The sequence below is a fragment of the Geodermatophilus sp. URMC 60 genome (assembly GCF_053502585.1).
On sequence record NZ_CP199958.1, the window covers coordinates 3,450,762 to 3,464,493 of the forward strand.

The 13,732-nt window shown below is 74.6% G+C and carries 14 protein-coding genes; 11 read left to right on the top strand and 3 right to left on the bottom strand.

Annotation, left to right across the window (positions count from 1 at the left end; translation table 11 throughout):
* The first annotated feature begins 3 nt into the window (after nt 1-3).
* Together ACWIX3_RS16380 and ACWIX3_RS16385 are read left to right on the top strand one after the other, a co-directional pair.
* Nucleotides 4-1,164: a cation:proton antiporter gene (locus ACWIX3_RS16380; protein WP_448608402.1), complete on the top strand. Its 1,161-nt coding sequence runs from the start codon at nt 4-6 to the stop codon at nt 1,162-1,164.
* A gap of 149 nt (nt 1,165-1,313) precedes the next feature.
* Nucleotides 1,314-2,240 (top strand): universal stress protein, encoded by a 927-nt coding sequence (locus tag ACWIX3_RS16385; RefSeq protein ID WP_448608403.1) that lies wholly within the window; start codon nt 1,314-1,316, stop codon nt 2,238-2,240.
* Here the strand turns inward: ACWIX3_RS16385 and ACWIX3_RS16390 are convergent.
* Both ACWIX3_RS16390 and ACWIX3_RS16395 read right to left on the bottom strand, forming a co-directional pair.
* Nucleotides 2,185-2,868: a TetR/AcrR family transcriptional regulator gene (locus ACWIX3_RS16390; RefSeq protein WP_448608404.1), complete on the bottom strand. Its 684-nt coding sequence runs from the start codon at nt 2,866-2,868 to the stop codon at nt 2,185-2,187. The genes ACWIX3_RS16385 and ACWIX3_RS16390 overlap by 56 nt on opposite strands.
* Nucleotides 2,865-4,406, bottom strand: a complete 1,542-nt coding sequence (locus ACWIX3_RS16395) for an MFS transporter (protein WP_448608405.1) — start codon at nt 4,404-4,406, stop codon at nt 2,865-2,867. Before ACWIX3_RS16395 ends, ACWIX3_RS16390 begins: the two co-directional genes overlap by 4 nt.
* A gap of 179 nt (nt 4,407-4,585) precedes the next feature.
* On the opposite strand from ACWIX3_RS16395, the gene ACWIX3_RS16400 reads away from it, so the two are divergent.
* The 6 genes from ACWIX3_RS16400 (at nt 4,586) to amrB (ending at nt 9,566) form a co-directional block, all read left to right on the top strand.
* Nucleotides 4,586-5,104, top strand: coding sequence for a MarR family winged helix-turn-helix transcriptional regulator (locus ACWIX3_RS16400; protein ID WP_448608406.1), 519 nt, complete (start codon nt 4,586-4,588; stop codon nt 5,102-5,104).
* A 121-nt stretch (nt 5,105-5,225) separates the two neighbouring features.
* On the top strand, nt 5,226-5,678 hold the full coding sequence (locus tag ACWIX3_RS16405) for a DUF5313 family protein (protein WP_448608407.1): 453 nt from the start codon (nt 5,226-5,228) through the stop codon (nt 5,676-5,678).
* A gap of 97 nt (nt 5,679-5,775) precedes the next feature.
* A complete protein-coding gene (locus ACWIX3_RS16410) occupies nt 5,776-6,600 on the top strand; it encodes an MEDS domain-containing protein (protein WP_448608408.1) in 825 nt (274 codons plus the stop codon).
* On the top strand, nt 6,597-7,652 hold the full coding sequence (locus ACWIX3_RS16415; protein ID WP_448608409.1) for an anti-sigma factor RsbA family regulatory protein: 1,056 nt from the start codon (nt 6,597-6,599) through the stop codon (nt 7,650-7,652). The genes ACWIX3_RS16410 and ACWIX3_RS16415 overlap by 4 nt, the downstream gene beginning before the upstream one ends.
* A 12-nt stretch (nt 7,653-7,664) precedes the next feature.
* Nucleotides 7,665-8,765, top strand: a complete 1,101-nt coding sequence (amrS, locus tag ACWIX3_RS16420) for an AmmeMemoRadiSam system radical SAM enzyme (protein WP_448608410.1) — start codon at nt 7,665-7,667, stop codon at nt 8,763-8,765.
* Nucleotides 8,766-8,768: 3 nt separating this feature from the next.
* Nucleotides 8,769-9,566: an AmmeMemoRadiSam system protein B gene (gene amrB, locus ACWIX3_RS16425; protein WP_448608411.1), complete on the top strand. Its 798-nt coding sequence runs from the start codon at nt 8,769-8,771 to the stop codon at nt 9,564-9,566.
* Nucleotides 9,567-9,606: 40 nt separating this feature from the next.
* Here the strand turns inward: amrB and ACWIX3_RS16430 are convergent, their stop codons facing one another.
* Entirely contained in the window at nt 9,607-9,810 is a 204-nt protein-coding gene (locus tag ACWIX3_RS16430; RefSeq protein ID WP_448608412.1) for a hypothetical protein, read from the bottom strand.
* A 251-nt stretch (nt 9,811-10,061) separates the two neighbouring features.
* Here ACWIX3_RS16430 and ACWIX3_RS16435 point away from each other — a divergent pair, with 251 nt between their 5' ends.
* The 3 genes from ACWIX3_RS16435 (at nt 10,062) to ald (ending at nt 13,616) form a co-directional block, all read left to right on the top strand.
* Nucleotides 10,062-10,736, top strand: coding sequence for a GntR family transcriptional regulator (locus tag ACWIX3_RS16435; RefSeq protein ID WP_448608413.1), 675 nt, complete (start codon nt 10,062-10,064; stop codon nt 10,734-10,736).
* A 147-nt stretch (nt 10,737-10,883) separates the two neighbouring features.
* Nucleotides 10,884-12,278 (top strand): aspartate aminotransferase family protein, encoded by a 1,395-nt coding sequence (locus ACWIX3_RS16440; protein WP_448608414.1) that lies wholly within the window; start codon nt 10,884-10,886, stop codon nt 12,276-12,278.
* 207 nt (nt 12,279-12,485) lie between these two features.
* Nucleotides 12,486-13,616, top strand: a complete 1,131-nt coding sequence (gene ald / locus ACWIX3_RS16445; protein WP_448608415.1) for an alanine dehydrogenase — start codon at nt 12,486-12,488, stop codon at nt 13,614-13,616.
* Nucleotides 13,617-13,732: the final 116 nt, after the last annotated feature.

The following is a 13,732-nucleotide window of genomic DNA, read 5'->3' on the forward strand; positions in this document are numbered from 1 at the left end:
GAGGTGGACCACGTCGCCCAGCTCCTGGTCGAGCTCGGGCTGCTGTTCTCGGGCCTGTCCCTCCTCGGGCTGCTGGCCCGCCGTCTCGGGCTGTCCTCGGTGCCGTTCGTGCTGGTCGCCGCGCTGGCCCTGGGGGAGGGCGGGGTGGTGCCGCTGGCGACCTCCGAGCCGTTCATCGAGGCCGCCGCGGAGATCGGCGTGGTCCTCCTGCTGCTGGCACTGGGGCTGGAGTTCTCCGCCGACGAGCTGTTCGCCTCGCTGCGCCACCACGGCCCCTCGGGGCTGGTGGACCTGCTGCTCAACGCCCCACCGGGCTTCGCGGCGGGGCTGCTGCTGGGACTGCCCTGGCAGGGGGCGCTCGCGCTGGCCGGGGTCACCTGGATCTCGTCGTCGGGCATCGTCGCCCGGTTGCTCGGGGACCTGGGCCGGCTGGCCAACCGGGAGACCCCGGCGGTGCTGTCGGTGCTGGTGCTGGAGGACCTCGCGATGGCGTTGTTCCTGCCGCTGCTCGTCGTCGCGCTGGCCGGCGGGGGACCGGTGACGGCGGTCGCCGGCGTCGGCCTCGCGGTGGGCGCGGTGGCGCTGGCGCTGCTGGCCGCCCAGCGGCAGGGCCACCGGCTGGGCCGGGTGCTGGCCTCGGCCGACGACGAGCAGCTGCTGCTGCGCCTGGTGGGTCTCACCCTGCTGGTCGCGGGGCTCGCCCAGTCGCTGGGGGCCTCCGCGGCCGTGGGCGCGTTCCTGGTGGGACTGGCTCTGCCCGCGTCGTTCGCGGAGCGGGCGCGGTCGGTCCTGGGCCCGCTGCGCGACCTGTTCGCGGCCACGTTCTTCGTGGCCTTCGGGCTGTCCACCGACCCCGCCGCGCTGCTGCCCGTGCTCCCCGCCGTCCTGCTGCTCGCCCTGGTCACCACCGGCACCAAGATCGCCACCGGGTGGTTCGCCGCGCGCCGGGACGGGGTCGCCCGTCCCGGCCGGCTGCGCGCAGGGACGGCGCTGGTGGCCCGCGGCGAGTTCTCGATCGTCATCGCCGGCCTGGCCGTGGCGGCGGGCGTGACGGAGCTCGGGCCCCTGGCCACCGGCTACGTGCTCGTCCTCGCCGTGGCCGGCCCGGTGCTGACGCGCCTGGTCGAGCCGCGCGGCATGCCGGCGACGCCGATGAACGCCTGACCCCCGCTCGGGACGGTGCCCGGTGCGCCGGCACCTCGCCGTGGACCGCACGCGGCGGTCCTCCCCGGCCCTCGCCCGGACGTGTTCCGGTGGGTAGGGCTCCGGGCGGGACCGGGGTCCGGTCCCTGGACGAACGTGGGAGGAGCACGGTGGACGACGCAGCGACGACGCACGAGGTCGTGGTGGGAGTCGACGGTTCGGACGGTGCGCGCACCGCCCTGGCCTGGGCGCTCCGGGAGGCGCGGTTGCGCGGGGGAGCCGTCCGGCCGGTCACCGTCTGGCCGGACGACCGGCCCCCGCACGTCCACGACCGGGGGATCGGTCCGGCGAGCGTCGCCGACTTCGAACAGGACGTGCGGTCCCGGATGCGTGGGGAGGCCGCCGAGGTCGCCGCCTCCGCGGGGTGCGACACCGTGCCGGTCCACCCGGAGGTGCGGTACGGACAGCCGGCCCAGCAGCTGATCGACGCCGCCGGGGACGACGGCCTGCTGGTGGTCGGCTCCCGTGGCCGGGGGAGCGTGCGCGGTGCGCTGCTGGGCTCGGTCAGCCAGCAGTGCGCGCAGTACGCCCGGGGGCCGGTCGTCGTCGTCCGCGACGAGGAGCCGAACGGCGGTGGTGCGCCGCGGCTGCAGGGGGCCGGCGGCCGGGTCGTGGTCGGGGTCGACGGCTCGGCCGGCTCCGTGGCCGCGCTGCGGTTCGCCGAGGCGGAGGTCCGGCTGCGCGGCGGGGAGCTGCACGTCGTCCACGCCTGGGTCGACACCGTGTCCGGCTACGGCGGCCCGCCGTGGGCGGTCCCGGTCACCACGCTGCAGGAGCAGGCCGACAGCACGCTGCAGGAGAGCCTGCGCGACGCCTGGCCGGACGGGTCCCCCGGCGTCCGGGTCCGGGCGGAGGCCGTCGAGGGGGTCGACTGGGACGTCCTGACCCGGGTCGCGGAGGGGGCCGAGCTGCTGGTGGTCGGGTCGCGTGGCCGGGCCGGCTGGTCGAGCCTGCTGCTCGGGTCGGTGGGGGTGCACGTCATCACCCACGCGCCGTGCCCGGTGGCGGTGGTCCGGCCGGAGCCCGGCGCCGCCTGACTTCCGTCGGGGTGGGGGGACCCACCGCGAGGCGGGTGGCGAGGGTCCGCGCGGCATCGGTGACGCACCGGCGGAAGAGGTCGTCGTCCCCGGTGCACAACCAGTTCACCGACGCCCCGAACAGCAGGCCCAGCACCGACTCCGCCAGCACCTCGACCTCGCCGGACCAGGTGCCGCCGGACGCCTCGGCGACCCGGCGCAGCAGGTCGAGGACGTCGCGGCGGTACTGCTCGGTGGACTCCCGCGCCGCGGCCCGCAGGTCGTCGTCCCGGCCGCCCATCATGGTCAGCTCCTGGAGCACGATCTCGGCCCCGGGGTCGGCGATCACGCTGTCGACGTAGCCGACGAGGGCGCGGGTCAGGATCTCCGCGGGGGTGCCCCCGGCCTCCACCGCCCGGAAGAGCAGGGCGGTCGAGCGGTCGCGGTCGGCCTGGAAGACCGCGCGCACCAGCTCGGTCTTGGAGCCGAACGCGTAGTGCACGGCCCCCAGCGGCACGCCGGCCTCCCGCGCGACCGCCCGCGTGGTGAGCGACCAGGCGCCCTCGCGCTGCATCACCTGCATGGCGGCGGCCACCAACTGGGCCCGGCGCTGCTCGACGGGCAGGTGCGCGCGCTTCCCGCCGGTCACCGGGCCGCCGTCGCCGGCGCCCGGTGGTCGGCCGGCGCGGCACCCGCACCCTCCACCCGGCTCCCGCGCAGCAGGACGACGGCCTGCACCGCCACGTACGCCGCCAGCAGGGCGGCGATCAGCAGGACGACGTGCATGCCGGTCACGAACGCCTGCCCGGCCTCGGCCAGGAAGGACACGGCGGTGTCCGGCGGCAGCTCGGCTGCGACCTCCGCGGCGCCGCCCAGGGTCTCGCGGGCGGCCTCGGTGGCCTGCGCCGGCACGCCGTCGACGGCGCCGAGGTGCGCCGCGTAGACCGAGAGGCCCACGGTGCCGAGCACCGCGGTGCCCATCGCGCTCCCGAACTCGTAGGCGGTCTCCGAGACCGAGGCGGCGGCACCGGCCCGCTCGGGCGGCGCCGTCGCGAGGATGACGTCGTTGGTCAGTGCCTCGGCCGCGCCGACGCCTCCGCCGATGAGCAGGCTGGCCACGACCAGAGCGACCCGGTCGCCTCCCACCCCGAGCAGCGTGCCGACCGCCAGCCCGGTCGCGGCCAGCGCCATCCCGCCGCCGATCACCCACCGCAGGTGCAGGTGGCGGGCCAGCCAGGGGGCGGCCAGCGACCCGGCCACGGTCGCTCCGGCGAGCGGCAGCATCCACAGGCCCGCGACCAGCGGGCTCATGCCGAGCACGAGCATCAGGTACTGCGGCAGGAAGAACATCAGCCCGAGCAGGGCGAAGACCGTCAGCAGGTTCGTCGTCACCGCGACCGTGAAGGCCCGGTACCGGAACAGCCCCAGGTCCAACAGCGGCTCGGCCAGCCGGCGCTGCCGGCGCACGAAGGTCCACAGCAGACCCAGGCCGGTCGCGGCGCTCAGGAGCACCTGCACGCCGACGCCGTCGTGGGCGGCGGCCTTGAGGGCGTAGACCAGCGGCAGCACACCGGCGATCGACAGGACGGCGGACAGCGCGTCGAAGGGGCCGGGCCGCGGGTTGCGGGACTCGGGCAGCAGCAGCGGGGCGCCGACGAGCAGCAGGACCATGACCGGGGCGTTGACCAGGAAGACCGAGCCCCACCAGGCGTGCTCGAGCAGGAACCCGCCGACGATCGGGCCGAGGGCGGTGCCGCCGGAGAACGCGGCGGCCCAGACGGCGATGGCCAGACGTCGCTCGCGGGCGTCGGGGAACACCGAACGCAGCAGCGCCAGGGTCGAGGGCATCAGCGTGGCCCCGCCGAGGCCGAGCAGGGCCCGGGCCGCGATCAGCATCCCGGCCGTCGTCGAGAACGCCGCGACCAGCGAGGCGCACCCGAAGGCGGCGGCGCCGACCATGAGCAGCCGACGGCGGCCGATGCGGTCGCCGAGGTTGCCCATGAGCACGAGCAGGCCGGCGAGCAGGAAGGAGTAGATGTCGACGATCCACAGCAGCTCGGTCGACGTCGGGCCCAGGTCGGCGGTCAGGGCGGGCACGGCGAAGCCGAGCACGGTCATGTCGATGCTGATGAGCAGGACCGGCAGCGCCAGCACCGCGAGGGCGGACCAGCGACGGAGCGGACTCACAGGTGTTCCTCGGGACGGAGGGGAGGGCAGGACGGCCGGCCGGCCGGCACGTCCATCCTGTCACAGTCTTGGTCAAGTGACCAAGACTGTGGCCGGCAGACGGCCGAGGAGCTCGTCCGCACGGTCGACCGGCGGTCGGTGCCCCGGTGCTCGGCCGGCTCGGCTCCTACGCTGAGGGGGTGACGACCAGTCAGACGCCCCAGGCGCCGCTCGAGTCCGGGGACGTGCTCGCCCTGGAGCGGCAGGTCTGCTTCGCGCTGTCGGTGGCCGCCCGCAACGTGGTCGCCGTCTACCGGCCGGTCCTCGAGCCGCTGGGGCTCACCCACCCGCAGTACCTGGTGATGCTGGCGCTGTGGCAGCACGGAACGCTGTCGGTCAAGGAGCTCTCCGGCCTGCTGCAACTGGACCCGGGCACGCTCTCGCCGCTGCTCAAGCGGCTGGAGGGGGCTGGGCTGCTGCGCCGCGAGCGGGACCCGAGGGACCAGCGCAACCTCGCCCTGGCGCTGACCGACAAGGGCACGGCGCTGCGCGAGCAGGCCGAGAGGATCCCCGCCGGCATCGTCGAGCGGCTGGGCATGCCGGTCGAGCAGCTGATGAGCCTGCACGAGGCGCTCACCCAGGTGATCGTCGCCTCCCAGCAGGCCCTCGCGCACCCCGTCGCGGGCGAGGAGGCCGGGTCGGAGGCCACGGTCGCCTGACGTCGCCCGCGGCCGCCGGCCAGTGTGGGACCGCTAGCACTTGGTGGGCCAACCATTGGGGCACCTGGTGTTGTGGCACCATGGGGGAGTGACCGTCGTCGAGCAGGAGCACCCAGGCGCCATGGCAGAGCCGGCAGAGCGCGACACCACCGACCCGATCGTCCGGCCCGCCCCGCACCGCTGGCTGTGGTACGCCCTCGGCGGCGGGTTGCCCGCGCGCCACCGCGGCTGGGTGCTGTTCGACACCACGACCGGGACGTGGTGGGCACGGCACGTCGCCCGCATGCTCGTCCAGATGGCGATCCCGATCAGCCTGATCATGGTCTTCCTGCCGGCTCCGCTGGGGCTGCGCGCCGCTGTCGCCGCCGGGGGGATCTTCCTCGGGCTGATCTACTCGCTGGCCTACATGCCCGAGACCACCGAGAACCGGGTCGTGAAGGCCGGCTACCCGGCCGGCACCGCCACCGCCCGTCGTGAGCGCGCCGCTCACCAGCGCGACCTGCGGGACAGCGAGCGCCGCCGGGCCGCCAACGCCAGGCGCGCCGCCCGCTACCGCGACCGCACGGGCCGCTGACCGGCCGGGCCGGGCCCGGACCCTGCCGGCCCCGGTCGCCCTCGAACCGAGGGCGCGACCCGCATCCCGGCGCCCCCCGTGGGAGTAGCGTCCTCCCGTGTGGGGCGTGGACGGCGCCACGGCCGGCCCTGAGTGGGACGGCCACCTGATGCTGCTGCACGAGTCCGCCGCCGAGCGGCAGGCGGGAGTGGCGGCCTGGGTGCAGCGGGGCCTCGAGCTGGGCGAGAAGGTCCTCTACGCCGAGGGTCCCGACGAGCAGGAGGGCTCCCTCATGGCGGCTCTCGAGACCCACGGGGTCGAGGGCGCCACCGCGCTCCGTGAAGGACGTCTCACGCTGCTGCCGCTGGCCGAGTTCTACCCCCTGGACGGACAGCGGCTGGTCGTCGACCACGCCCTGTCCGAGGGGTTCCCCGCGGTGCGCATGTCGGTCGGCGCCCTCGGCGTGCTGACCATCCTCTCGTCGGGGCACCACCTCACCGTGGAGACGCGGTTGGCGGAGTTGGTCCGCAGCCTCCCGGTGTCCGCGCTGTGCCAGTACGCACGCGACTCCACCACGGGGCCGGCACTCCGGGACGCCGTCGGTGTCCACGTCCCGGGCGTCCGCGAGACGTGCTTCAGCACCGGCGCCGACGAGCGGGGGCTCGTCCTGCGGGGGGAGGTCGACGCCGGCAACGCCGAGGTCCTCGAGGCCGCCGTCTCCGCGTTCACCGACGTCCCACCGTGCGTGCTGTCCCTCGACCTCGCGGGGCTGACCTTCGTGGACGTCGCGGCCTGCCGGGCGCTCGCGCACGGGAGCCGGAACTTCCGTGCGGACGGCGGGGAGGTCCTGCTCGTCGCACCCCCGCCTCCGGTGGGGCGGACGCTGGGGCTGCTGGGTCTGGGCGACCTCCATGGGTTCCAGCTGATCGAGGGGGACCCGTGACTCCAGGGAGGCGCCAGGGGTACCGGCACGCCGCGCTCCTCTTCCGGTCGGACGAGGAGTTCGTGGCCCGGACCCTGCCCTTCCTGCAGGAGGGGCTGTCCGCGGGGGAGGCCGGGCTCGTCGTGTGCGACGAGGAGCGCAACGCCCTGCTGGCCCGAGCGCTGCCCGACGACGCCCACGTGCTGGTCCTCCCTCGCGATGCCGTCTACACCCGCGCGGCGCACGTCGGCGTGACCTACGAACGGCTGGTGCACCGTCTCCTCGCCGAGGGGGCCAGCGGGACGCGGCTGATCAGCCAGCCGGCGTACGGCAGCGAGCCGGAGGCGTGGGAGACGTGGGCCGCCTTCGAGTCAACCTCCAACGTGACCCTCGCAGCGCTGCGGCTGTCCAGCGTCTGCGGGTACGACGCCCGGAGGCTGTCCGCGTCGATGGTGCACGACGTCGAGCGCGCCCACCCCCACCTGCTCACCGAGGACGGCCCCGTCCCCAGCGGCGCCTTCACGGCGCCGGTCGACCTCCTCGGCACCACCCCTCCGCCACCGCACCCGCTGGAGGCCACACCTCCCTCGCTCGACCTCGAGGGCATCACCGATCGGGCCGCCGTGGTCCGGGCACGGAGCCAGGTGCGTGCCGTGGTCGATGCGGCCTGCCCGGACACCCGGGTCGGCGAGGAGTTCGTCGGTGCGGTCGCCGAGGTGGTGACCAACGCGTTTCGCTACGGCGGGCCACCCGTGCACGTCCGGGTGTGGGCGACCCCGTCGCGGCTGCTGTGCACGGTGACCGACCAGGGGGCGGGGGCGGACCTGCTGTTCGCCGGGTACAGCCGGGGGGACATCGACGGGCAGACCGGAGCAGGGCTGTGGCTGGCCCGGCAGACCTGTGACCGCCTCGACGCCTATCCCACGCCGGGCGGGTTCACCGTGCGCCTCAGCTCCGCGGTCCCGGCGGTCGTCCCGGGCGGAGGAGGGACCCGGGCGGAGGACGGGGCTGCGTACGACGGCGTCCGGGCGGCTCGCCGGCGGGCCGCGGAGCTCCTGGGCCGGGTGGAGTAGCGCGGAGGCATCATGACGGCCGACATCAGTCTCCGGGACCGCTCGACGGTGCCGGGCCGGTTCTGGCACCGGCTCGAGGACGGTCGCGTGCAGTGCGACGTCTGCCCGCGGGAGTGCCGGCTGCACGAGGGCCAGCGGGGACTGTGCTTCGTGCGCGGCCGCGTCGACGACCAGGTCGTCCTGACCTCCTACGGGCGCTCGAGCGGGTTCTGCGTGGACCCCATCGAGAAGAAGCCGCTCAACCACTTCCTGCCGGGCAGCGCGGTGCTGTCGTTCGGCACGGCGGGGTGCAACCTGTCCTGCCGGTTCTGCCAGAACTGGGACATCTCCAAGTCGCGGGAGATCGAGCGGCTCTCCGATGCCGCCGGCCCGGAGGACATCGCCGCGGCCGCCGAGCGGCTGGGCTGCCGCAGCGTCGCGATGACGTACAACGACCCGACGATCTTCCTCGAGTACGCAGTGGACGTCGCCGACGCCTGCCGGGCACGGGGGATCAGGCCCGTCCTGGTCACCGCCGGCTACGTGGGCGACGACGCGCGGCGGGAGCTGTACGCACACGTCGACGCGGCGAACGTCGACCTCAAGGCGTTCACGGACGACTTCTACCGGCGGGTGTCGGCCGCCCGCCTGCAGCCGGTGCTCGACACCCTGGTGTACCTGCGGCACGAGACCGACGTGTGGCTGGAGATCACCACGCTGCTCATCCCGGGGCACAACGACTCCGACGAGGAGATCGGCGCCGAGTGCGCGTGGATCGCCGAGCACCTGGGGCCCGACGTCCCGCTGCATTTCACCGCCTTCCACCCGGACTTCAAGATGCGCGACGTCCCGCCCACACCGCCGGCCACGCTGACCCGCGCGCGGCGGATCGCCCGGGACCACGGGCTGCGCTTCGTCTACACGGGCAACGTGCACGACGCCGAGGGCGGCCGCACCACCTGCGCGGCCTGCGGCGAGGTCGTCGTGGAGCGGGACTGGTTCGTCATCGGGCGCTACCGGCTCACCGACGACGGCCGCTGCGGCTCGTGCGGCGCCGCTGTCCCGGGCCGCTACGAGGGGCCGGTCGGCCGGTGGGGAGCGCGACGGCTGCCGGTGTCCCTGGCCGGGAGCTGATCGGTGCGCGTGCGCCCGCCCGCGGTCGCCGGCCGGTTCTACCCCGCTGATCCGGAGGAGCTCCGCGACCTCGTGGACCGGCTGCTCGGCGGGGTCGGGGGCCGGCCCCGGCCGGTCCTCCCCGCTGCCGTGGTCGCGCCGCACGCCGGGTACCGGTACTCGGGCGCCGTGGCCGCGACCGCGTACGCGCAGCTGACGGACGCCGTGACCCGAGTGGTGCTGCTGGGGCCCGCGCACTCCTGGCCGCTCGACGGGATGGCGGTGCCGGGCGTGGACGCCGTCGCCACGCCGCTGGGCGATGTCCGTGTGGACGAGGACGCCCGGACGGCGGCCACCGCGCTGCCCGGCGTGGCGGTGGACGACCGTCCCCACGACGGCGAGCACTCCCTGGAGACCCAGCTGCCGTTCCTCCAGCGGGTCCTCGGTCCCGAGGTGGCGGTGCTGCCGGTGCTGGTCGGTCGCACGCAGCCGCAGTCCGTGGCGGCGCTCCTCACCGCCCTGCTGGCGACCGACGGCGCTCTGGCGGTCGTCTCCACCGACCTGAGCCACCACCTCGACGAGCACTCGGCCCGGGAGCGGGACCGGCGCACCGCCGACGCGGTCCTGGCCCGCGACGCCGGCGCCCTGGGACCGGACGACGCCTGTGGTCACCACCCCCTGCGCGGGCTGCTGCACCACGCCGTCGAGCGCGACCTGACCGTGGAACTGCTCCGCCTGGCCACGTCGGCCGACAGCGGGGCGGGGCGCGATCGCGTCGTCGGGTACGGCGCGTTCCTCCTGCACGGAGGACGGAGCTCCTGAGCGGACGCCCTGCCCGTCACGGCCGGCGCGGCGGAATCGCTCACGCGGTGAGCGAGGCGACTCCCGCCCGGGTCCCGACGACGTGGGCCGGACGGCGCTGCAGGCGGGTCCGCGGCGACTGGTTGGCATATCCGCTGGGCAACGTGGCGCACGCGATCGCGCCGGCCGCCGGGGCCGAGCGGGCGGCCGCCGGCCCGGACAGGTGCACGTAGCGGATGTGGTCCGAGGGGTCGTAGGTGTTCATCAGGGGCTCCGTGGTCGCCGTTGTCTCGAGGAGAGGATCACCGGGCACCGGTTCCTGATACATCCGGGGAGCCCCCAGAACACCGGGCGAGAACCCCCGCCGGGGGACGGGGGAGGACCCCCATGCGGAGAGGGTGCCGCGCCGCGCCGGCACGGGCGGGCGGGGTCGCGGTGGCCGCTCTGGGCGCATGCGCCGCGGGCGTGGAGAATGGCGCGGCTCGTCAGTCAGTCTGCACGAGCGAGGAGAGACGTGTGCCGGAGCCGGTCGTGACCTTGAGCGGCGGGGTGGTCGTCTCGTCCACTCGGCGTGAGGAGGTCTCGGCGCGGATCCGGTGGGCGCTCCTCACCGGGGAGCTGCGACCGGGCCAGCGCATCAAGGAGGTCCACCTCGCCGAGGCGCTCGGCGTCAGCCGCCCCACTCTGCGGGAGTCGCTCCAGCAGCTGGTGCACGAGGGGGCCCTCGTCCAGGTGCCCTACAAGGGCATCCACGTCGCGCAGCCGACCGCGGACGAACTGCGCGACGTCGCCGAGGTGCGCATGCCGCTGGAGACGATGGCGGCCCTGCGCCTCGCACGGGACCCGGACGGGCCTGCGATGGACGGCGTCCGGGAGGCGCTGCGGGTGCACCTCGCCGCGATCGGGTCCGGGGACGCCCTGCAGGCCCACGTCACCCACATCGCGCTGCACGAGGCGATCTGGGACCTGGCCGACAGCCCGACGCTGCGCAAGATCTGGCCCCTGGTCGGATCGCAGATCCACATCGCGCTGACCGTGGACCAGGCGGTGCGGCACGACCCGGAACGGGACGCGGCGCTGCACCGCCGGCTCGTCCGCGTCATCGAGGAGGGCGACGAGGCGACGATCGCCGCGGAGGTGGAGGAGCACATCAGGCGCAGCGTCGACGAGGTGCTGCGCCGGCTCACCTGAGCCACCTTGACGGACCCGCCGGCCTGGGCCACTACGGACTGTCCGGTCGACGGATGGGCGCCGTGCAGATCGTCTGGTGACTTGCGCGGCGGCGGCCCGCAGACTCGGGGCACCGCTCGTCCGACCCGAAGCCCCGAGGAGCCCGGGATGACCACCTCGATAGAGCAGCCCCCGGCCGGCGTGCCGGACGCGACGGCGGCCCGCGCCGCGGACCACCTCTGGATGCATTTCGCCCGGCAGGGCCGCCATCCGCAGACGCCCGTCCCGGTCATCACCCGCGGAGAGGGCGCCTACATCTGGGACAACCGCGGCCGGAAGATCCTCGACGGCCTGTCCGGGCTCTTCGTCGTCCAGGTCGGGCACGGGCGCCGGGAGCTGGCCGAGGTGGCCGCGAAGCAGGCCGCCGAGCTGGCGTACTTCCCGGTGTGGGGCTACACCACACCGGTTCAGGCCGAGCTGGCCGAGCGGATCGCCGACCTCGCGCCCGGCGAACTGAACCGCGTCTTCTTCACCACCGGCGGGGGTGAGGCGGTGGAGTCGGCGTGGAAGGCCGCGAAGCAGTACTTCAAGCTGATCGGCAAGCCGCAGAAGCACAAGGTGATCAGCCGGGCGGTGGCCTATCACGGCACGCCCCACGGCGCCCTGGCCATCACCGGGCTGCCCGCCATGAAGAAGGACTTCGAGCCGCTGGCCCCTGGCGGGTTCCGGGTGCCCAACACCAACCTCTACCGCCACCCCGAGTTCGCCGAGGACCCCAAGGCCTTCGGCCGCTGGGCCGCCGACCGGATCGAGGAGGCGATCCTCTTCGAGGGCGCCGACACCGTCGCCGCGGTGTTCCTCGAGCCCGTGCAGAACTCCGGCGGCTGCCTCGTGCCACCGCCGGGCTACTTCGAGCGCGTGCGCGAGATCTGCGACCGGCACGACGTGTTGCTGGTCTCCGACGAGGTCATCTGCGCGTTCGGCCGGCACGGTGCGACGTTCGCCTGCGAGAAGTTCGGCTACACCCCTGACCTGATCACCTGCGCGAAGGGCATGAGCTCCGGCTACGGCGCGATCGGCGCGATGATCGCCTCCGAGAAGGTGATCGAGCCGTTCCTGCGCCCCGGCGTGGCGTTCCCGCACGGCTACACGTTCGGCGGCCACCCCGTGGCGGCGGCCGTCTCGCTGGCCAACCTCGACGTCATGGCGAACGAGGGGCTCAACCAGCGCGTGCTGGACAACGAGGCGGCGCTGGGTGCGACCTTGCGCAAGCTGCTGGACCTGTCCATCGTCGGCGACGTCCGCGGCGACGGCTACTTCTGGGCCGTCGAGCTGGTCAAGGACAAGGCCACCCGGGAGACGTTCGACGCGGCGGAGCGGGAGCGGCTCGTCCGCGGCTTCCTGCCTGGCGCGCTGTTCGACAACGGCCTGTACTGCCGCCCCGACGACCGCGGCGACGTGGTCGTCCAGGTCGCGCCGCCGCTCATCTGCGGCCAGCCCGAGTTCGACGAGATCGAGCAGATCCTGCGGCAGACGCTGACCGAGGCCCAGAGCCTCGTCTGAAGAAGGACCTCCCTGCCCCCCACCGCTCGCAAGCTCGCGGCGGGACCCTGCAGGGAGGCCGCCCGTCCTCCCCACCCCTCGCAGGCTCGGGGTGGGACCCGGGACGGGGCCGCCCCGAGCCACGCAGTTCCGACCACACCCGACGGCGTGGTCGACTCCCACCGCTCCGGTGCGACCGCACCGGGTCCCGACCGCAGGAGATCCGCCATGAGCACGCCCGTCGTCGGAGTACCGAGCGAGATCAAGGACAACGAGAGGCGGGTGGCGCTCACCCCTGACGGCGTCGTGGAGCTGGTGCACGACGGTCACCAGGTCGTCGTCCAGGCCGGCGCCGGCGTCGGGTCCCGGTTCGCCGACGAGGAGTACGCCGCCGTCGGCGCCAAGGTGGTGCCGACCGCCGACGAGGTGTTCGACGCGGCCGACCTGGTCGTCAAGGTCAAGGAGCCGGTGCCCGAGGAGTACTCCCGCTTCCGCCCGGGCCAGCAGCTGTTCACCTACCTGCACCTCGCCGCCGACCGCGGCCTGACCGAGTTCCTCCTGGAGCGGCGGATCGACTCCCTCGCCTACGAGACCGTGCAGACCGCCGACGGCAAGCTCCCGCTGCTGACCCCCATGAGCGAGGTCGCCGGCCGCATGGCCGTACAGGCCGCCGCGCACCACCTGGAGAACCCCGCCGGTGGAGCCGGGATCCTGCTCGGCGGCGTCCCCGGCACCCCCGCGGCGAAGGTCCTCATCATCGGCGGCGGGGTCGCCGGCACCGAGGCGGCGAAGATCGCGCTGGGGATGCGGGCAATCGTCCGCGTCCTCGACACCAACCCGAGCCGGCTGGCCTACCTCTCCGACATCTTCGGCGGGCGGCTCGACCTGGTGACGCCCAACCGGGCCCGGACGGCGGCCTACGTCGCCGAGGCCGACGTGGTGATCGGCGCCGTCCTCGTGCCCGGCGCCAAGGCGCCCAAGCTGGTCAGCCGGGACATGATCGCCGCGATGCGGCCGGGCAGCGTGGTGGTCGACATCGCCATCGACCAGGGCGGCTGCTTCGAGACCAGCCGGCCGACCACCCACTCCGACCCGACCTACGTCGAGGAGGGGGTCATCCACTACTGCGTGGCCAACATCCCCGGCGCGGTCGCCCGTACCTCGACCCAGGCCCTGACCTCGGCCACGCTGCCGTACCTCGTCCGGGTCGCGCGGGACGGCGTGGTCGCTGCTGCCCAGGCCGACGCCGCCCTGCGCCTCGGCCTGAGCACCCTCGGCGGGGACCTCGTCAACCGGCCGGTCGCCGAGGCGCACGGGCTGCCCTACACCGACCCCGCCGAGCTCCTCGCGGCACGGTGAGACGTCGAGTGGACGGGGGAGGCGTGGTCGTGGACGAGGAGCAGGAGTGCACGCCATGAATCCTGCCGGTCGGGGCGGCTCGAGCTGGTCCGGCAGGGCATCCGGCACGTCGCCGA